This window comes from Propioniciclava sp., assembly GCF_036744435.1.
Taxonomy (GTDB): domain Bacteria; phylum Actinomycetota; class Actinomycetes; order Propionibacteriales; family Propionibacteriaceae; genus Propioniciclava.
The window spans coordinates 12,914-25,646 of sequence record NZ_DAIOIA010000009.1 but is presented as its reverse complement, the minus strand read 5'-3'; the positions used below and the strand labels follow the sequence as shown (position 1 = coordinate 25,646).

Genomic DNA, 12,733 nt, shown 5'->3' with positions numbered 1-12,733 from the left:
CCGAACTTCGTGCGCTGCCCACCCCGATAGGGTGGAGGACATGTTCCTCGCGTCCTTCCCTGCAGGCCCGTGGCAGGCTAACTGCTACGTGTTCGGCTTCGCCGAGGGCCGCGTGGTGGTCGTCGATCCCGGCGTGGACGCGCTGGCTCCCGTGCAGCGTCTGGTCGCCGAGCACGAGCTCAGCGTCGAAGCGGTGCTCCTCACTCACGGGCACATCGACCACGTGGCCCAGGCGGCCGACGTCGCCGACCATTTCGGTGTCCCCGCCCACCTGCATGTGCTCGATCGGCCGCTGCTCTCCGACCCGACCTCAGGGCGACCCCAGATGCGGCAGATGGTCGCCCAACTCGGGGTGGAGGTGCGCGAACCCGCCGACCTGCGGCTGCTCGAGGGCGGCGAGACCCTCACCGCCGCGGGGGCCACGTTCACGGTCGTCCACGCCCCCGGGCACCGGCCCGGCTGCGTCCTGTTCCGGGTGCCGCTGGCCGAACCTGTCGAGGAGGCGCCGGAACTGACCGAGCTCATCTTCACCGGTGACGTCGTGTTCGCCGGGTCGATCGGCCGTACCGACCTGCCAGGCGGCGACGACGCCGCCATGCGGGCCACGCTCCGCGACGTGGTCGTGCCGCTGCCCGACACCGCAGCCCTGCTGCCCGGCCACGGGCCCACCACGACGATGGGCCACGAACGCATCACGAATCGCTATCTCGACGAGGGCTATCTGTCATGAGCATCCGCATCAAGCCGCTGTCCGGCTTCCCCGAGTTTCTGCCCGCGGGACGCATCGCCGAACAGGCCGTCCTCGACACGCTGCGCGAGGTGTTCGAGTTGCACGGGTTCGCGCCGGTCGAGACGCGGGCCGTCGAGACGATGGACTCCCTCACCCGCAAGGGCGAGATCACCAAAGAGGTCTACGTCGTGCGGCGTCTGCACGCCGACGAGGGCGCCGGTGATCAACTGGGTCTGCACTTCGACCTGACCGTCCCGTTCGCGCGCTACGTCACCGAGAACGCCGGTCACCTCGCTTTCCCGTTCCGGCGCTACCAGATCCAGAAGGTGTGGCGGGGAGAACGTCCCCAGGAGGGTCGCTACCGCGAGTTCACCCAGGCTGACATCGACATCGTCGGGGAGAACACGCTGGCCGCCCACCATGACGTCGAGGTGGCGCTGGTCATGCTCGAGGCCTTCGAACGGCTCCACACCACGTTCGGGTTGCCGCCGGTCGTCATGCACGTCAACAACCGGCTCCTCGCCGAGGGGTTCTACCGCGGGCTGGGCGTCGAGGACCACCTCGGCGTCCTGCAGCGGGTCGACAAGCTGGACAAGATCGGCCCCCAGGCTGTCTCCGCGCTGCTTGTCGAAGAGCTGGGCCTGAGCGCGGAACAGGCGCAGGCCTGCCTCGACCTGGCCACGATCCAGACCGCCGACACCTCCTTCGTCGAGCGGGTCCGCGCCTTGGGCGTCAGCCACCCGCTGCTGGACGAGGGACTGAACGCCCTGGCCGCCGTCGTCGAGGCGGCCGCCAGCGCCGTGCCGGGCCGGCTCGTCGCCGACCTGAAGATCGCCCGCGGTCTGGACTACTACACCGGCACGGTGTACGAGACGGAACTGCAGGGCTTCGAGGCGCTCGGCTCGATCTGCTCCGGTGGGCGCTACGACTCGCTGGCCACCGATGGCAAGCGCACCTGGCCGGGGGTGGGGATCTCCATCGGCATCTCACGCATCCTGGCCCCGCTGATCGGCAAGGGCGAGTTCAGCGCCTCCCGCGCGGTGCCGACCTGCGTCCTCGTGGCCGTGGACGCGGAGGAGACCCGGTCCGCTTCCCTGGACATCGCGGCGCGGCTGCGCGCGCGCGGGATCCCCACCGAGGTGGCGCCGAAGGCCGACAAATACGGCCGGCAGATCCGCTACGCGGACCGGCGAGGCATTCCCTACGTGTGGTTCGGCGACTCGGTGAAGGACATCCGCTCCGGCGACCAGGCCAGCGCGGACCCCGACACCTGGATGCCGCCGGCCGAGGACCTGCATCCGGTGGTGGGCATCGCGCGCGCCTGACGCCGCCTTATCCCCCCGACCGGGGTGATGTCGACGTCGATGCGGCGCCTCTAGCCTGAAGGCCGACGCGGCGAAACAGCCGCCGACCGCCAGGAGATGTGAAGCTGACCGTGTCCGAAACCATGGTAGGAGCCCCCGTCGCAGTTCGCGTGATGCGGTCTCAGGAGAACATCGCCTCGTCGACGCAGCGAACGCGACGGCGACCGGGGCCGGGCTGGGGCGCCCGTGCCCGCGGCGTCGGTGCCGCGGCCCTTCTCGTGATGGTGATGATCCTCACCGTCGGATTCGGGCCCGCGATCGCCCTGGCCGCGGATCCCACGCCTGCTGCGACCAGCACCGGCACCACGGCAGCGCCGGGCACCCCGTCGGTGCCGAGCGCGACGGCATCCAGCGCGCCGACGCCCTCCGCGTCCGCGGGAGGTTCGCGTCCGACGGCGTCCGCGTCGCCGGCTCCGTCTGTCCCGGCGGAGAGTTCTGCCGCGCAGCCGCCGTCGGAGGACGGCGTGCTGGAGCCGCATCCGCCCGCCTGGCGGACAGAGCGAGACCCCCTGCCCTGGATGATCGCATTGGTCGTGCTGATCAGCGTCACGATCCTGGTGGTCCTGCTGTCACGTCGTCCCGATCAGCCGCATCAGCCCTGGCCCATACCGGTGCCCGATACTGGGTCACTCCCGCTCGACGGGGAGCCCGTGGCCGGGCTGGTCGACCTGGAGGCCGTCGGTGAGGCGATGATCGACGCGGGCTACTCGGTCACGGGGGTGCGCACCGCACTCACCGACATCGCCCGGGTCAACGGGCAGCCGTCGACCGAGATCGTCGTGCTCCCGACCGCCCTGTTCGTGTCGACTCGACGCTCAGGGGACATGCGCACCGGGACGGTGTCCGCCGGGCACGATTCGTTGTTGCTCCATCAGATCGACGACCTGGACGACGTCGTGCGTGCCGCCCGGGCCCTCCCGTCCGAACCGGGGGCGATCAGGGCGGCTGTCGCTCACGTCCGGGCACTGCCCCCGCCCTACTCCCCGGTGCAACGCGTGCTCGCTCACATGCTGCTCTCGGCGGGCCTGGCGGTGATGCTCGACGGGTCCTGGGCGGGTGTCGCCGTGGCCGCCGTGCTCGGGGTCGTGGTCGGCTCCGTTTTGCTCCTCACCGAGAACACCGAACGGCAATACCGGGCCCTGATCACCGTCGGGATGGCCTTCGGGGTGTCCGTCTGCGTCTTCACCCTCACCAGATCGGCGTCGACCCCGGTGTGCTCGCCGCTCTGATCGCACCCCTGGTGACCTTGCTTCCCGGGGGACTGCTCACCACCGGGGTGATCGAGTTGGCCACTGGTCAGATGATGGCGGGGGCGGGCCGGCTCGCGGCGGGCGGGATGCAACTGGTGCTCCTCGCCGCAGGCCTGGTCGCCGGGGCGTCCCTGGTGGGTGTCCCGCGCCTGGAACTGGTGGAGGCGCAAACCCGATCGGACCGCTCGGGCCTTGGCTGGCGGTGGCGATGTTCGGCATCGGGATCGTCATCCAGCGCTGCGGACGTCCCGGCTCGATCGCCTGGATCCTCCTCGTTCTCTACGTGGCCTATGGCGCCCAAGTGCTGGCTGACGTGTTTCTGGGCGGGGTGTTCTCCGGCATGGTCGGCGCGTTCGCGATGACGCCGGTGGCCTACGTTGCCTCCCGGCAGCCGAACGGTCCAGCCGCCTTCGCCAGCTTCCTCCCCGGGTTCTGGCTGCTGGTCCCGGGAACCTTGGGCCTGGTGGGGGTCACTAGCCTGCTCGACGGCGACTCCACGGGACTCACCACCTTGATCACCACCATCGCGTCCATGGTCGCCATCGTTCTTGGCATCCTGGCGGGAGCCGCGGTCGGGAGCCGGCTGAGCGGCCGAGAGAGCGTCACGGTGATCTGAGAGCGTCCCCCGGGACCCAGGCCAGAGTCGGAGAGGAGGTGCCTGTGACGGCGTCGGATGCAGTGCGATGGAACGCGATCGATCGACCGCTGGGCTGGCTGATCGCGCTGGGCGGCTGCATCCTGGTGCTCGACCAGACGGTGTTCCACCTCGATCAGGTAGTGGCGATGGCGTGGTGGTGGAACGTCGGCGCTCTTCTGGTGACGGGTGCATTCGTGGGGATGGCCATCGCCGGGATGGTGCTTCCGCTGCCCGTGCTGGCCGTGCTGTGGCGCGTGATCCCGCCGGTGTACGTCCTCCTTCAGGCGACCTGGATCCTCGGATTCCGCGGTGCCGACCTGGGTGCGGCTGCTCCCTGGCTGTGGACCTCGAGCCAGCGGTGATCACCTTGCTGCTGCTGACGGTTCGACCCGGTATCGCGGTCGTCACCTGCCTGGCGATCTCTCTCGTCCCGGCGGCATCCGGGCTGATCCTGCTGGGCCACGTGCCCGAGGGAGTCGCCACGTACACCCCCTACGAGCTGGGCAATGTGGTCTACCTGGCGATCTTCGTGGGGGTGCGGATCCAGTTGGAGCACCTTCACGCGAGTGAACGTGAGGAGCACGCGCAGCGCGTGCGCCAGATGCGGGTCAGCGCGCAGCTGGAGCAACATGCCGCGATGTCGCGGCTGGTGCACGACGAGGTGCTGGCGTCCTTGTTCGCCGCGATGCACACCGATGGGGCGCCGTCGTCCTTGCAAAGCCGTGACGCCCGCCGGGTCATCGCCGAACTCGACGCCGCGACCGAGCCCGGATCCGTCCCGGGCCGGTTCTGCAGCGGCGATGAGGCGGCGGAGGCCATCCGGGTCGACCTTCGCAGGATCGATGCGACCTTCGACTTCCACGCCACCACAAGCGCGGGACGCATCGACGGGCGCGTGGTGCGCGGGGTCACCCTCGCCGCGGCGGAGGCCCTACGTAACAGCGTGCGCCACGCGGGGGACGCCGCCTCGCGGTGGGTGCGAGTCTCCGTGACGGGCACGGCGATCCTGGTGTCCGTCCGCGACGACGGGACCGGATTCGACCCCGCTCAAGCCAGTTCCCGCCTTGGCATCCGACACAGCATCGTCGAGCGGATGGCAGCCCTGGGCGGGGCCGCGCGGATCGAGTCCGAGCGTGGCTGTGGGACGGAAGTGATCCTGACATGGCCGATCTGACGTCTGCGGGCACGGGAGCGGGCGGGCTGGGCACTCGGTTGGCCCGGGGCTCCTTCCTCTTCGTGTGGGCGTGCTGGTCGTTTCAGATCGTGAGGCTGGGGCTCTTCCAGACGGCCCCGCTGGTGTGGACGCTGGCATTGCTGGGGGCCGGGGCGGGGACCTGCCTGCTGACGACCCCCGGGGTGCGGCCGCTGTCGCCTGCCCGGGCAGTGTGGGTGCCGGTGAGCGCCCTCGGCCTGACGGCGGCCGCCTTCCTGTCGGCCGACACGGTGACGCACTTGTCGGCGCTGTCGTTCGCCGCCTACCTGGTCGCGTTCCTCATCCCGCGCGGCAACCTTGTCGCAGGCGCTATCGGGAGCACCTTGCTGATCGGCGCGGCGCTCGCGTGGGCGTGGCCCCAAGGACCCACACCCGGGGCGCTGCTCCGGCTCGTGGCGGTTCCACTGGGGTGCGTCGCCGCCGGGGTGCTGTGGAGGTTCGTGCTGCATCGGATCGTCGGCCGGGAACGCGCCCACCGCAGCTCCGCGGCGCGATCGGCCGAGAGTTCGGCGGCCTCGGCGGAGGCGCTCGAGGCGTCCCCCACGGAACTGGCCGCGATCAAGGGGCTGGTGGTCCCGGTGCTGGAGCGCATCGCCGAGGGCGACGTGATCGACGCCCGGATGAGAAGCGAGGTCGCGGTCGTCGAGGCCGCGATCCGCGATCGGATCCGGCTACCGCACCTTCAAGATCCCGGGCTCGTGGCCGAGGTGGAGCGGCTGCGACGCCTCGGGGTCGAGGTGGTCCTGCTGGGGGAGTCGTCCTCGGCGGACACGCCCATCCTCCCTCGGCTCGCGCGCGCCTGCCGGAGCGCGATCGCCCCGGTGACCCAGGGACGAGTGACCATCCGCGCGTTCCCCGCCCACCGGGCGGCCGCTCTAGGCGTCGTGATGCAGACCGAGGATGAGGTTGTCCGGGTGCAGTGGTCGGCGAACGGCGACGTGATCGCCGCCTCCTGAACGCACACACGCCTCCCCACCCGCGAGGGAGGGAAGGCGTGTGTCGAACCGTGTGGGATCAGGCCAGCGGCCGACGAAGCGCCGCCAACAGTTGGCCGTTCCAGATGCCCGCGTCGATCTCGTCCGGCCGCACCGCGTGCACCTCACCGCCATTGGCCAACACCAGCAGGGCGATCGCCGCGAGCAGATCTTCGCCCTCGGGATCGAACCGGATGGCGCCGGTCTCGGTATCGAGATGACCTCGCACCGACCCGGACAGGTCGTAGTAGAGGGTTCCCACGGCAGCCACGGCGGCAGCGCGTGCAACCTGCGCGACGTCCATGGCGGCCAGACCGTCGGCGAAGCCGTCGCCGATCCGGTCGGCGTCTTGGCTGAGCCGTCGACGGGTGATGTCCTGGATGCGATCCCGGATGGCGGTGTCGATCTGATCGGGACGCAACTCGTCGGCGGCGCCCCGCACCACCACGACCTCGCCGGGAAGACCGTGCGCGACGATCATGGAGGCGAGAGGTTCATTCGCGAAGACGAAGAGCGGGACCTCGCCGGCCGGGTCCGCCAGCGCGAGCTCGTCTCGCACCGCCCCGGCAACGACCTGCGCATAGCGGTCCAGCAAGACCTTCTGGCCCTCGTCGCCGCCCAGTCGGCGGAGCAGCTTGCGGCCACGAATGCTCATCCGGTTCGTGGCGTCCGCCGCGTCCTCGGCATGCTCGCCGACGAGCTCGAACTCCTCCGCGCGGGAGGACTCGGTCGCCTGCCACAGATTCCAGCCGCTGCTGGACAGGGTGAGCGCGTAGGCGCGCTGCGGGGTGGTCACGGCCCTCACCAGCGGGCCGAGGTCGAAGCGGTCCCCGAAGTGGTTCCGCGGTTCGAAGTTGTTCGGCAGCACGTACTCGTCGGCGAACCCCGGGGCCAGGAAGATCACCAGGGAGGAGCCGAGGTTGCCCCAGAGCTCCGAGTCGTCGGCGATCACGTTCCACTGATCCCGCAGCGCTTCCTGCTCGGCATGGGTGCGGGAGGACGTGCGCAGCGTCCTGATCGCCTGGTCCACGGCGCTCTTGGCGGTCGTGAAGGCGACGTCGCGCCCGGCCGGGGTCGGCTCGGTCGGCAGGTAGATCGAGAGTGCGTCCGCGCGCGGGGTTCCCAGTGCGAGCAGGTCAGCGCTGGTCGGGAGTTGGTAATGAATCACGGTATGCCTTCCGGGCAGGAGATGGTCAGGCGAGGATCTTCGACTTCAGGGACTCGAACTCGGCGGTCGAGATGGCCCCGGAGTCGAGCAGGGCCTTGGCCTGGGTCAACTCCCCGGCGGGGGAGCGGCCCACGACGGAGCGGATGTAGTCGTCGGTGACGGTCTGCTGGTTCTTGACCTGGGAGGCGGCGCGTTCGGCCATGCCGCCGCCGCGGGCGATCAGGTACACCACCGCGGTGAGGAAGGGAACAAAGATGAGGGCGATCAGCCAGATCGCCTTGGCCCAGCCCGACAGCGCGCGATCGCGGAACAGGTCGCCGATGATGGAGAACAGGGCCATCAGCCACGCGAAGAACACGAAGATCGTGAAGAACATCCAGATGAAATCCCACACGTTCGACAGAAAACCGATCATTGGTTGCTTGCCTCTCAGATCTGGTGAAATGCCGGGTTGTTCACCCGGGTGAGGGCATGCTTACGCCCACGGTCACGACGCTAGCCAACGGAGGCGCGCGGCAGTATCCCCCATTGTGGGGAACCTTCCCCGCCCCCGTGGGCGACGGATCCTTGCCCCGGGCTGTTCTGTGGCAGGGTATGCGCCATGATCGTGAACCCATCTGACGCTGCGGCCGTGGCCGTTCCTGAACGGACGTGGCGGTGAGGCTGGCACTCCCGGCGGCCGCCGACCTCTTCCGGGCCCCCGAGCAGGACCCGCTGGCCGGGCAGTTCTCGACGCGATCGGGGATGGATCTTCTGACCGAACAGGTCGACCCGCGTCCCAGCGAGCGGCTCCGCATCGAGCTGGACCTGGGGGTGCCCTACCCGGAGGACTCCCTCCGCACCGCGGTGGCTGGCTACTGCGAGGAGCGCATCGGTCGGATCGACGTCCAGCGTGAGGCGATCCAGCGCCGCGGATGCAAGGAGCTCGTGGTCGGGTTGACCTTCCTGGCAGGCTGCCTGGCGGCCGGGGTGCTGCTGTCGGCCGCCCAGGCCGGTCCGTACTGGTTGCGGACCTTCCTCAGCGAGGGTTTGGTCATCGTCGGCTGGATCGCCTTGTGGCATCCCGTCGACATGCTGTTCTTCGAACGACTGCCGCTGGTACGCGAGACTCGGGTGCTGCGCCGCATCGCCGAGGCCGACATCGTCGTGACTGCAGCTACTCGGGACTGATCCCGGCACCGGCGTGTGGCGTCTGAGACCCGGGCGGGCCATACTGGAACTGCCCCATTCCCCACGATCGGACGCGTGATGACAGATCTCGACACCAGCCGCTAACCCGCGCTGACCGTCGAGCTGTGCTCGCTGTTCAGCGCACCCTCATTGCTGAACGTCGGGAGTTTCCTTTGTCACACCCTGCCATCGTCCTGTCCGACCTGTCCTTCGCCCACCCTGGCGGAGCCATGGTCCTCGATTCACTCTCCGCCACGTTCTCGGGTGGACGCACGGGCCTGATCGGCGCCAACGGCGTCGGCAAGACCACGTTGCTGCGCCTCATCGCCGGCGAACTGGCCCCCAGCCGGGGCAGCGTCGTCGTCCACGGGGGCGGGCCCGTCGGCTACCTCCCGCAGAACCTCGTCCTGGACACCGATGCGGAGGTGGCCGACCTACTGGGCGTCGGCTCCCTCGTCAGAGCTCTGGACGCGATCGAGGCGGGCGACGCCGATCCTCGCCACTTCGATGTCGTCGGGGACGCATGGGACGCCCCGGAGCGAGCCGCCGCGCGACTGGCTGCGGTCGTCCACACGCTGGGGCCTGCGCCGGACCTGCGCCGGCGCGTCGGCAGTCTCTCGGGTGGGGAGATCATCCTGGCCGCGCTGGTGGGGTTGGAGTTGGCCCGCACCCCGGTGGTCCTGCTCGACGAGCCGACCAACAACCTCGATGCCGGCGCTCGCACGCGGCTGGCTGATGTGCTGAGGTCCTGGTCCGGGACGCTGCTGGTGTCCAGCCACGACACAGCCCTGCTCGACACGCTCGACGCGACCGCCGAACTGCGTTCGGGAGGGCTCACGGTGTTCGGAGGGGGATATGCGGCCTTCGTGGAGGCGCGTGCGCATGAGCAGGAGGCGGCCCGGCAGGCGGTCCGGACCGCTGAGCAACGGGTTCGGGCGGAGCGCGGCCAGCGCATCGAGGCCCAGACCCGGCAGGCCCGTTCCGTCCGTCGCGGGAAGGGACAGCGGGAGAAGGGGACCCTTCCTGTCGTGATGGACTACCGGCAGAACCGGGCAGAGAAGGCGCAGGCCTCCGACCGCTCCATGCTGGCTGCCCGCGAAGCAGCGGCTCGGACCGCGCTCAGCGAGGCTCAGTCCCGCGTCCACGTCGTAGACGAGGTGCGGCTGATGCTGCCGGACCCGGACGTCGGCTCCGGCCGTCACCTGGCGGAACTGCGCGGGGTGAAGCAGGTGGTCAGCATCGTGGGGCCGCAGCGGGTCGCCCTCCTCGGCGCGAACGGCGTGGGCAAGACGACGCTGCTGGCGTCCCTGGTGACGGGGGAGCCGTCGCGGCTGCTCGCCTCCGCCGAGGCGAAGACGGACCGGATCGGCTACCTTCCCCAGCGCCTGGATCCGCTGGGCGAGGAGGAGACGGTGCTCCAGGCGCTGGCGGCGCGCGCGCCGCAGGTGGAGGACCGCGAACTGCGTAATCGCCTTGCGACGTTCGGACTGCGCGGCCGGTTGGTGGAGCAACGCGTGGGGTCGTTGTCGGGGGGAGAGCGTTTCCGTGCCGTATTGGCCACGCTTCTGCTGGCCGATCCGGCCCCGCAGCTCCTCGTCGTGGACGAGCCGACCAACAATCTCGACCTCGCCAGCGTGGACGCGCTGGTGTCGGCGTTGACGGCCTACCGTGGCGGGATCCTGGTGGTCAGCCACGACGCTGGGTTCCTGCGCCGGATCGCTCCGGACATGGTGCTGAGGCTGGACTCTCACGGGGAGTTGCAGGTCGCAGAACTCGGCTGAGGGCGGCGCAGGGTGCCCGCGGGCTCCCGGGTCGGACGTGGGCATGGTCAGGGCCGGGGTGCGCCGCCTCGCTGCCGCAGGCCCGCAATGAGGACGTCTACCCCGAAGCGGAAGTCGCCCTCGGCGACCTCGGGGTGGAGGTCGGCGGCGGGGCCGGGGAGGACGCCGAGGTTGTCGTACTGTCGGCGCTGTTGCTCCAAGGAGACGTGCCCGACCACGAAGTGCAGCAGGGTGGCGGCGGCACGGCGGCTGGTATCGGGGTCGAAGCCACTCGTGTCGAGGGCGTCGCGCAGCCGGGTGAGGGCTGGGTTGTCGCCCAGCCCGAGGGCCAGGGAACTGGAGACGATCTCGGCGCTGTCTCGGTAGGCCAGCAATGCGTCGCGAATGCCGAAGGCTTCGGCGCTGAGCCGTTCGTCCCAGTCGCCGCTCGTGGTGGCTGGTGCGCGCCGGCGCACGATCCGGTCTGCCAGGTCTGCCAGCAGGGTCTGCTTGTTGGGGAAGTGCCAGTACAGGGCGCTGGCCTGCACGTCCAGGGCAGCGGCGAGGCGACGCATCGTCAGATCCGGGAGGCCCAGCCGGTCGAGGATGTCCAGGGCCGCCTCGGCGACGTCGTCTTTCGACAGTCTCGGGCTCTGCACCGGGATGACTCTACCTTTGCCTGCGAGCGCGGGCTGGCCCTGCTATCTTGAACGGCGTTCAATGAACACCGTTCAGGAGGTTCTCGTGTCCACACCCGCCATCGCGCAGCCGCGCACCTATCTCGCCTCTCACCGGGAGGCCAGCCTCGCCGCAGACGCCGTCCTCGTGCTCGGGGGGACGGCCGTGATCACCGCATCGGCCTTTGTGACCATCCCGCTGCCCTTCACTCCGGTTCCCCTCGCTCTGTCCACGTTTGCCGTCATGGCCACCGGAGCGGCGCTCGGCCCGCTGCGCGGGTCTCTCAGCGCTGCTCTCTACGTGGTGCTGGGTGTGCTCGGAGCGCCCGTGTTCTCCAGCGGGCAGTCAGGGTTCCTGTTCCCGACCTTCGGCTACGTGGTGGGGTACGTGCTGGCCGCTGCCATCGTGGGACAACTGGCCAAGCACCAGGCCGATCGCCGGGTCGGTTCGACGCTCGCCCTCGGCGCGCTCGGCACCCTCGCCCTCTACGCCTGCGGCGTTCCCTGGTTGATGGTGTCGCTGGGGATCGACCTGGGGCGCGCCCTCCAGTTCGGCGTCCTCCCGTTCCTCATCGGGGACACGCTCAAGGTGCTGGCCCTGGCCGGGCTGCTCCCCTCCCTGTGGCGGCTGGTCGCCCGCGTTCGCCCCGACGACCGAGAGGATGCACGGTGAGGGACTACACCCGATTGGCCCAGGAGATCGCGGCGGGGACGGCGCTGGATCCTGCGTCGGCGCTGGACCTCCTCGAGGCGCCCGACACGGAGATCCTGGACCTGGTCCGGGCCGCGAGCGTGCTACGCCGGCAGCACTTCGGCCTGCACGTTCGGCTGAACTACCTCGTCAACCTGAAGTCGGGGCTGTGCCAGGAGAACTGCAGCTACTGCTCGCAGGCGCTGGGATCACAGGCTCCCATCCTCAAGTACAGCTGGCTCGACCCTCGCGAGGCGGTCCGCCAAGCAGAGGCAGGCATCGAGGGCGGTGCCGCACGGGTGTGTCTGGTCGCGAGCGGGCGGGGCCCGATGGACCGCGACATCGAACGAGTCGCCGACATCGCGACCGCGCTGAAGCACGAGCATCCCGCGGTGGAACTGTGCGCCTGCCTGGGGCTGCTGCGCGAGGGCCAGGCGGAGCGCCTGGCCGAGGCCGGGATCGACGCCTACAACCACAACATCAACACCGCCGAGTCCTACCACGACGAGATCGTGACGACGCATCGCTACGTCGACCGCGTCGACACGATCGAGAAGGTCAAGCAGGCCGGTGTCTCGGCCTGCAGTGGGCTGATCGTCGGGCTGGGCGAGTCGAATGCCCAGGTCGTGGAGGCGCTGTATGCCCTGCGGGACCTGGGGGCCGACTCCATCCCGATCAACTTTCTGGTCCCGTTCGACGGGACCCCGCGGGCCGGCCAATGGGATCTCACGCCCCTGCGCTGCCTGAAGATCGTCGCGGTTGCGCGGCTGGCCTGCCCCGCGACCGAGATCCGCCTGGCAGGCGGGCGGGAGATTCACCTGCGCGGGCTGCAAGGGCTGGCGCTTCATGCCGCCAACTCGATCTTCCTCGGCGACTATCTGACCGCCGAGGGACAGGCCGCAGCCGCCGATCTTCAGCTCATCGCCGACAACGGTTTCGACGTCGATGATCGTGGCTCGTTCCCGCTGCCGGCCCACGCAGGAGCGACGGCTCGCGCGCGCGGCGCAGGCACCACGCTGGTTCCCAACGCCTGAGGCCACCGTCCCGCCCCGCCGTCACGGGGTGCCGTGGCGGTAGGGTGGTTCGGACGCGCCCGCAC

General features: G+C 70.0%; 15 protein-coding genes and 1 pseudogene. 12 read left to right on the top strand and 4 right to left on the bottom strand.

Features of this window, described 5'->3' with window-relative positions; translation table 11 throughout:
- Window positions 1–40 precede the first annotated feature (40 nt).
- The gene (locus V7E09_RS02340; RefSeq protein ID WP_324510927.1) at window positions 41–730 is read left to right on the top strand and encodes an MBL fold metallo-hydrolase; all 690 of its coding nucleotides are present in this window, start codon (window positions 41–43) and stop codon (window positions 728–730) included.
- Window positions 727–2,055 carry a histidine--tRNA ligase gene (gene hisS, locus V7E09_RS02335; RefSeq protein WP_324510928.1) on the top strand — a complete coding sequence of 443 codons (1,329 nt, stop codon included), beginning with the start codon at window positions 727–729 and terminating at the stop codon, window positions 2,053–2,055. Before V7E09_RS02340 ends, hisS begins: the two co-directional genes overlap by 4 nt.
- A 160-nt stretch (window positions 2,056–2,215) precedes the next feature.
- Here the strand turns inward: hisS and V7E09_RS02330 are convergent, their stop codons facing one another.
- Window positions 2,216–2,644 carry a hypothetical protein gene (locus tag V7E09_RS02330; protein ID WP_324510929.1) on the bottom strand — a complete coding sequence of 143 codons (429 nt, stop codon included), beginning with the start codon at window positions 2,642–2,644 and terminating at the stop codon, window positions 2,216–2,218.
- Between V7E09_RS02330 and V7E09_RS02325 the strand changes: the two genes are divergently transcribed.
- The 6 genes and pseudogenes from V7E09_RS02325 to V7E09_RS02305 all read left to right on the top strand — a co-directional run bounded on the left by V7E09_RS02325 (window position 2,613) and on the right by V7E09_RS02305 (window position 6,150).
- On the top strand, window positions 2,613–3,323 hold the full coding sequence (locus V7E09_RS02325) for a threonine/serine exporter family protein (protein WP_324510930.1): 711 nt from the start codon (window positions 2,613–2,615) through the stop codon (window positions 3,321–3,323). The genes V7E09_RS02330 and V7E09_RS02325 overlap by 32 nt on opposite strands.
- Window positions 3,308–3,418 (top strand): annotated as a pseudogene (locus V7E09_RS15665) (hypothetical protein); the annotation flags it as partial. The gene V7E09_RS02325 and the pseudogene V7E09_RS15665, both read left to right, overlap by 16 nt.
- 134 nt (window positions 3,419–3,552) lie before the next feature.
- Window positions 3,553–3,960, top strand: coding sequence for a hypothetical protein (locus tag V7E09_RS02320; protein ID WP_324510931.1), 408 nt, complete (start codon window positions 3,553–3,555; stop codon window positions 3,958–3,960).
- A gap of 44 nt (window positions 3,961–4,004) precedes the next feature.
- A complete protein-coding gene (locus V7E09_RS02315) occupies window positions 4,005–4,343 on the top strand; it encodes a hypothetical protein (protein ID WP_324522965.1) in 339 nt (112 codons plus the stop codon).
- Entirely contained in the window at window positions 4,322–5,155 is an 834-nt protein-coding gene (locus tag V7E09_RS02310; RefSeq protein WP_324522964.1) for a sensor histidine kinase, read from the top strand. Before V7E09_RS02315 ends, V7E09_RS02310 begins: the two co-directional genes overlap by 22 nt.
- Window positions 5,143–6,150: a hypothetical protein gene (locus V7E09_RS02305; RefSeq protein ID WP_324522963.1), complete on the top strand. Its 1,008-nt coding sequence runs from the start codon at window positions 5,143–5,145 to the stop codon at window positions 6,148–6,150. The genes V7E09_RS02310 and V7E09_RS02305 overlap by 13 nt, the downstream gene beginning before the upstream one ends.
- A 58-nt stretch (window positions 6,151–6,208) precedes the next feature.
- Here V7E09_RS02305 and V7E09_RS02300 read toward each other — a convergent pair whose 3' ends face one another.
- Window positions 6,209–7,336: a baeRF11 domain-containing protein gene (locus V7E09_RS02300; RefSeq protein ID WP_324510934.1), complete on the bottom strand. Its 1,128-nt coding sequence runs from the start codon at window positions 7,334–7,336 to the stop codon at window positions 6,209–6,211.
- Window positions 7,337–7,361: 25 nt separating this feature from the next.
- On the bottom strand, window positions 7,362–7,751 hold the full coding sequence (locus V7E09_RS02295; protein ID WP_324510935.1) for an SHOCT domain-containing protein: 390 nt from the start codon (window positions 7,749–7,751) through the stop codon (window positions 7,362–7,364).
- 242 nt (window positions 7,752–7,993) lie between these two features.
- Between V7E09_RS02295 and V7E09_RS02290 the strand changes: the two genes are divergently transcribed.
- Both V7E09_RS02290 and V7E09_RS02285 read left to right on the top strand, forming a co-directional pair.
- Window positions 7,994–8,506: a hypothetical protein gene (locus V7E09_RS02290; protein ID WP_324522962.1), complete on the top strand. Its 513-nt coding sequence runs from the start codon at window positions 7,994–7,996 to the stop codon at window positions 8,504–8,506.
- A 230-nt stretch (window positions 8,507–8,736) separates the two neighbouring features.
- On the top strand, window positions 8,737–10,287 hold the full coding sequence (locus tag V7E09_RS02285; RefSeq protein WP_324522961.1) for an ATP-binding cassette domain-containing protein: 1,551 nt from the start codon (window positions 8,737–8,739) through the stop codon (window positions 10,285–10,287).
- A 47-nt stretch (window positions 10,288–10,334) separates the two neighbouring features.
- Here the strand turns inward: V7E09_RS02285 and V7E09_RS02280 are convergent, their stop codons facing one another.
- Complete coding sequence (locus tag V7E09_RS02280) at window positions 10,335–10,925, bottom strand: TetR/AcrR family transcriptional regulator C-terminal domain-containing protein (RefSeq protein ID WP_324510938.1); 591 nt, start codon at window positions 10,923–10,925, stop codon at window positions 10,335–10,337.
- An 85-nt stretch (window positions 10,926–11,010) separates the two neighbouring features.
- On the opposite strand from V7E09_RS02280, the gene V7E09_RS02275 reads away from it, so the two are divergent.
- Together V7E09_RS02275 and bioB are read left to right on the top strand one after the other, a co-directional pair.
- The gene (locus V7E09_RS02275) at window positions 11,011–11,616 is read left to right on the top strand and encodes a biotin transporter BioY (protein ID WP_324510939.1); all 606 of its coding nucleotides are present in this window, start codon (window positions 11,011–11,013) and stop codon (window positions 11,614–11,616) included.
- Window positions 11,613–12,668 (top strand): biotin synthase BioB, encoded by a 1,056-nt coding sequence (gene bioB, locus V7E09_RS02270; RefSeq protein ID WP_324510940.1) that lies wholly within the window; start codon window positions 11,613–11,615, stop codon window positions 12,666–12,668. The genes V7E09_RS02275 and bioB overlap by 4 nt, the downstream gene beginning before the upstream one ends.
- Window positions 12,669–12,733 lie beyond the last annotated feature (65 nt).

Coding starts and splice junctions, on each gene's coding strand:
- V7E09_RS02340 (WP_324510927.1), top strand. CDS start 41: ATGTTCCTCGCGTCCTTCCCTGCAGGCCCGTGGCAGGCTAACTGCTAC.
- hisS (WP_324510928.1), top strand. CDS start 727: ATGAGCATCCGCATCAAGCCGCTGTCCGGCTTCCCCGAGTTTCTGCCC.
- V7E09_RS02325 (WP_324510930.1), top strand. CDS start 2,613: ATGATCGCATTGGTCGTGCTGATCAGCGTCACGATCCTGGTGGTCCTG.
- V7E09_RS02320 (WP_324510931.1), top strand. CDS start 3,553: ATGTTCGGCATCGGGATCGTCATCCAGCGCTGCGGACGTCCCGGCTCG.
- V7E09_RS02305 (WP_324522963.1), top strand. CDS start 5,143: ATGGCCGATCTGACGTCTGCGGGCACGGGAGCGGGCGGGCTGGGCACT.
- V7E09_RS02295 (WP_324510935.1), bottom strand. CDS start 7,751: ATGATCGGTTTTCTGTCGAACGTGTGGGATTTCATCTGGATGTTCTTC.
- V7E09_RS02285 (WP_324522961.1), top strand. CDS start 8,737: ATGGTCCTCGATTCACTCTCCGCCACGTTCTCGGGTGGACGCACGGGC.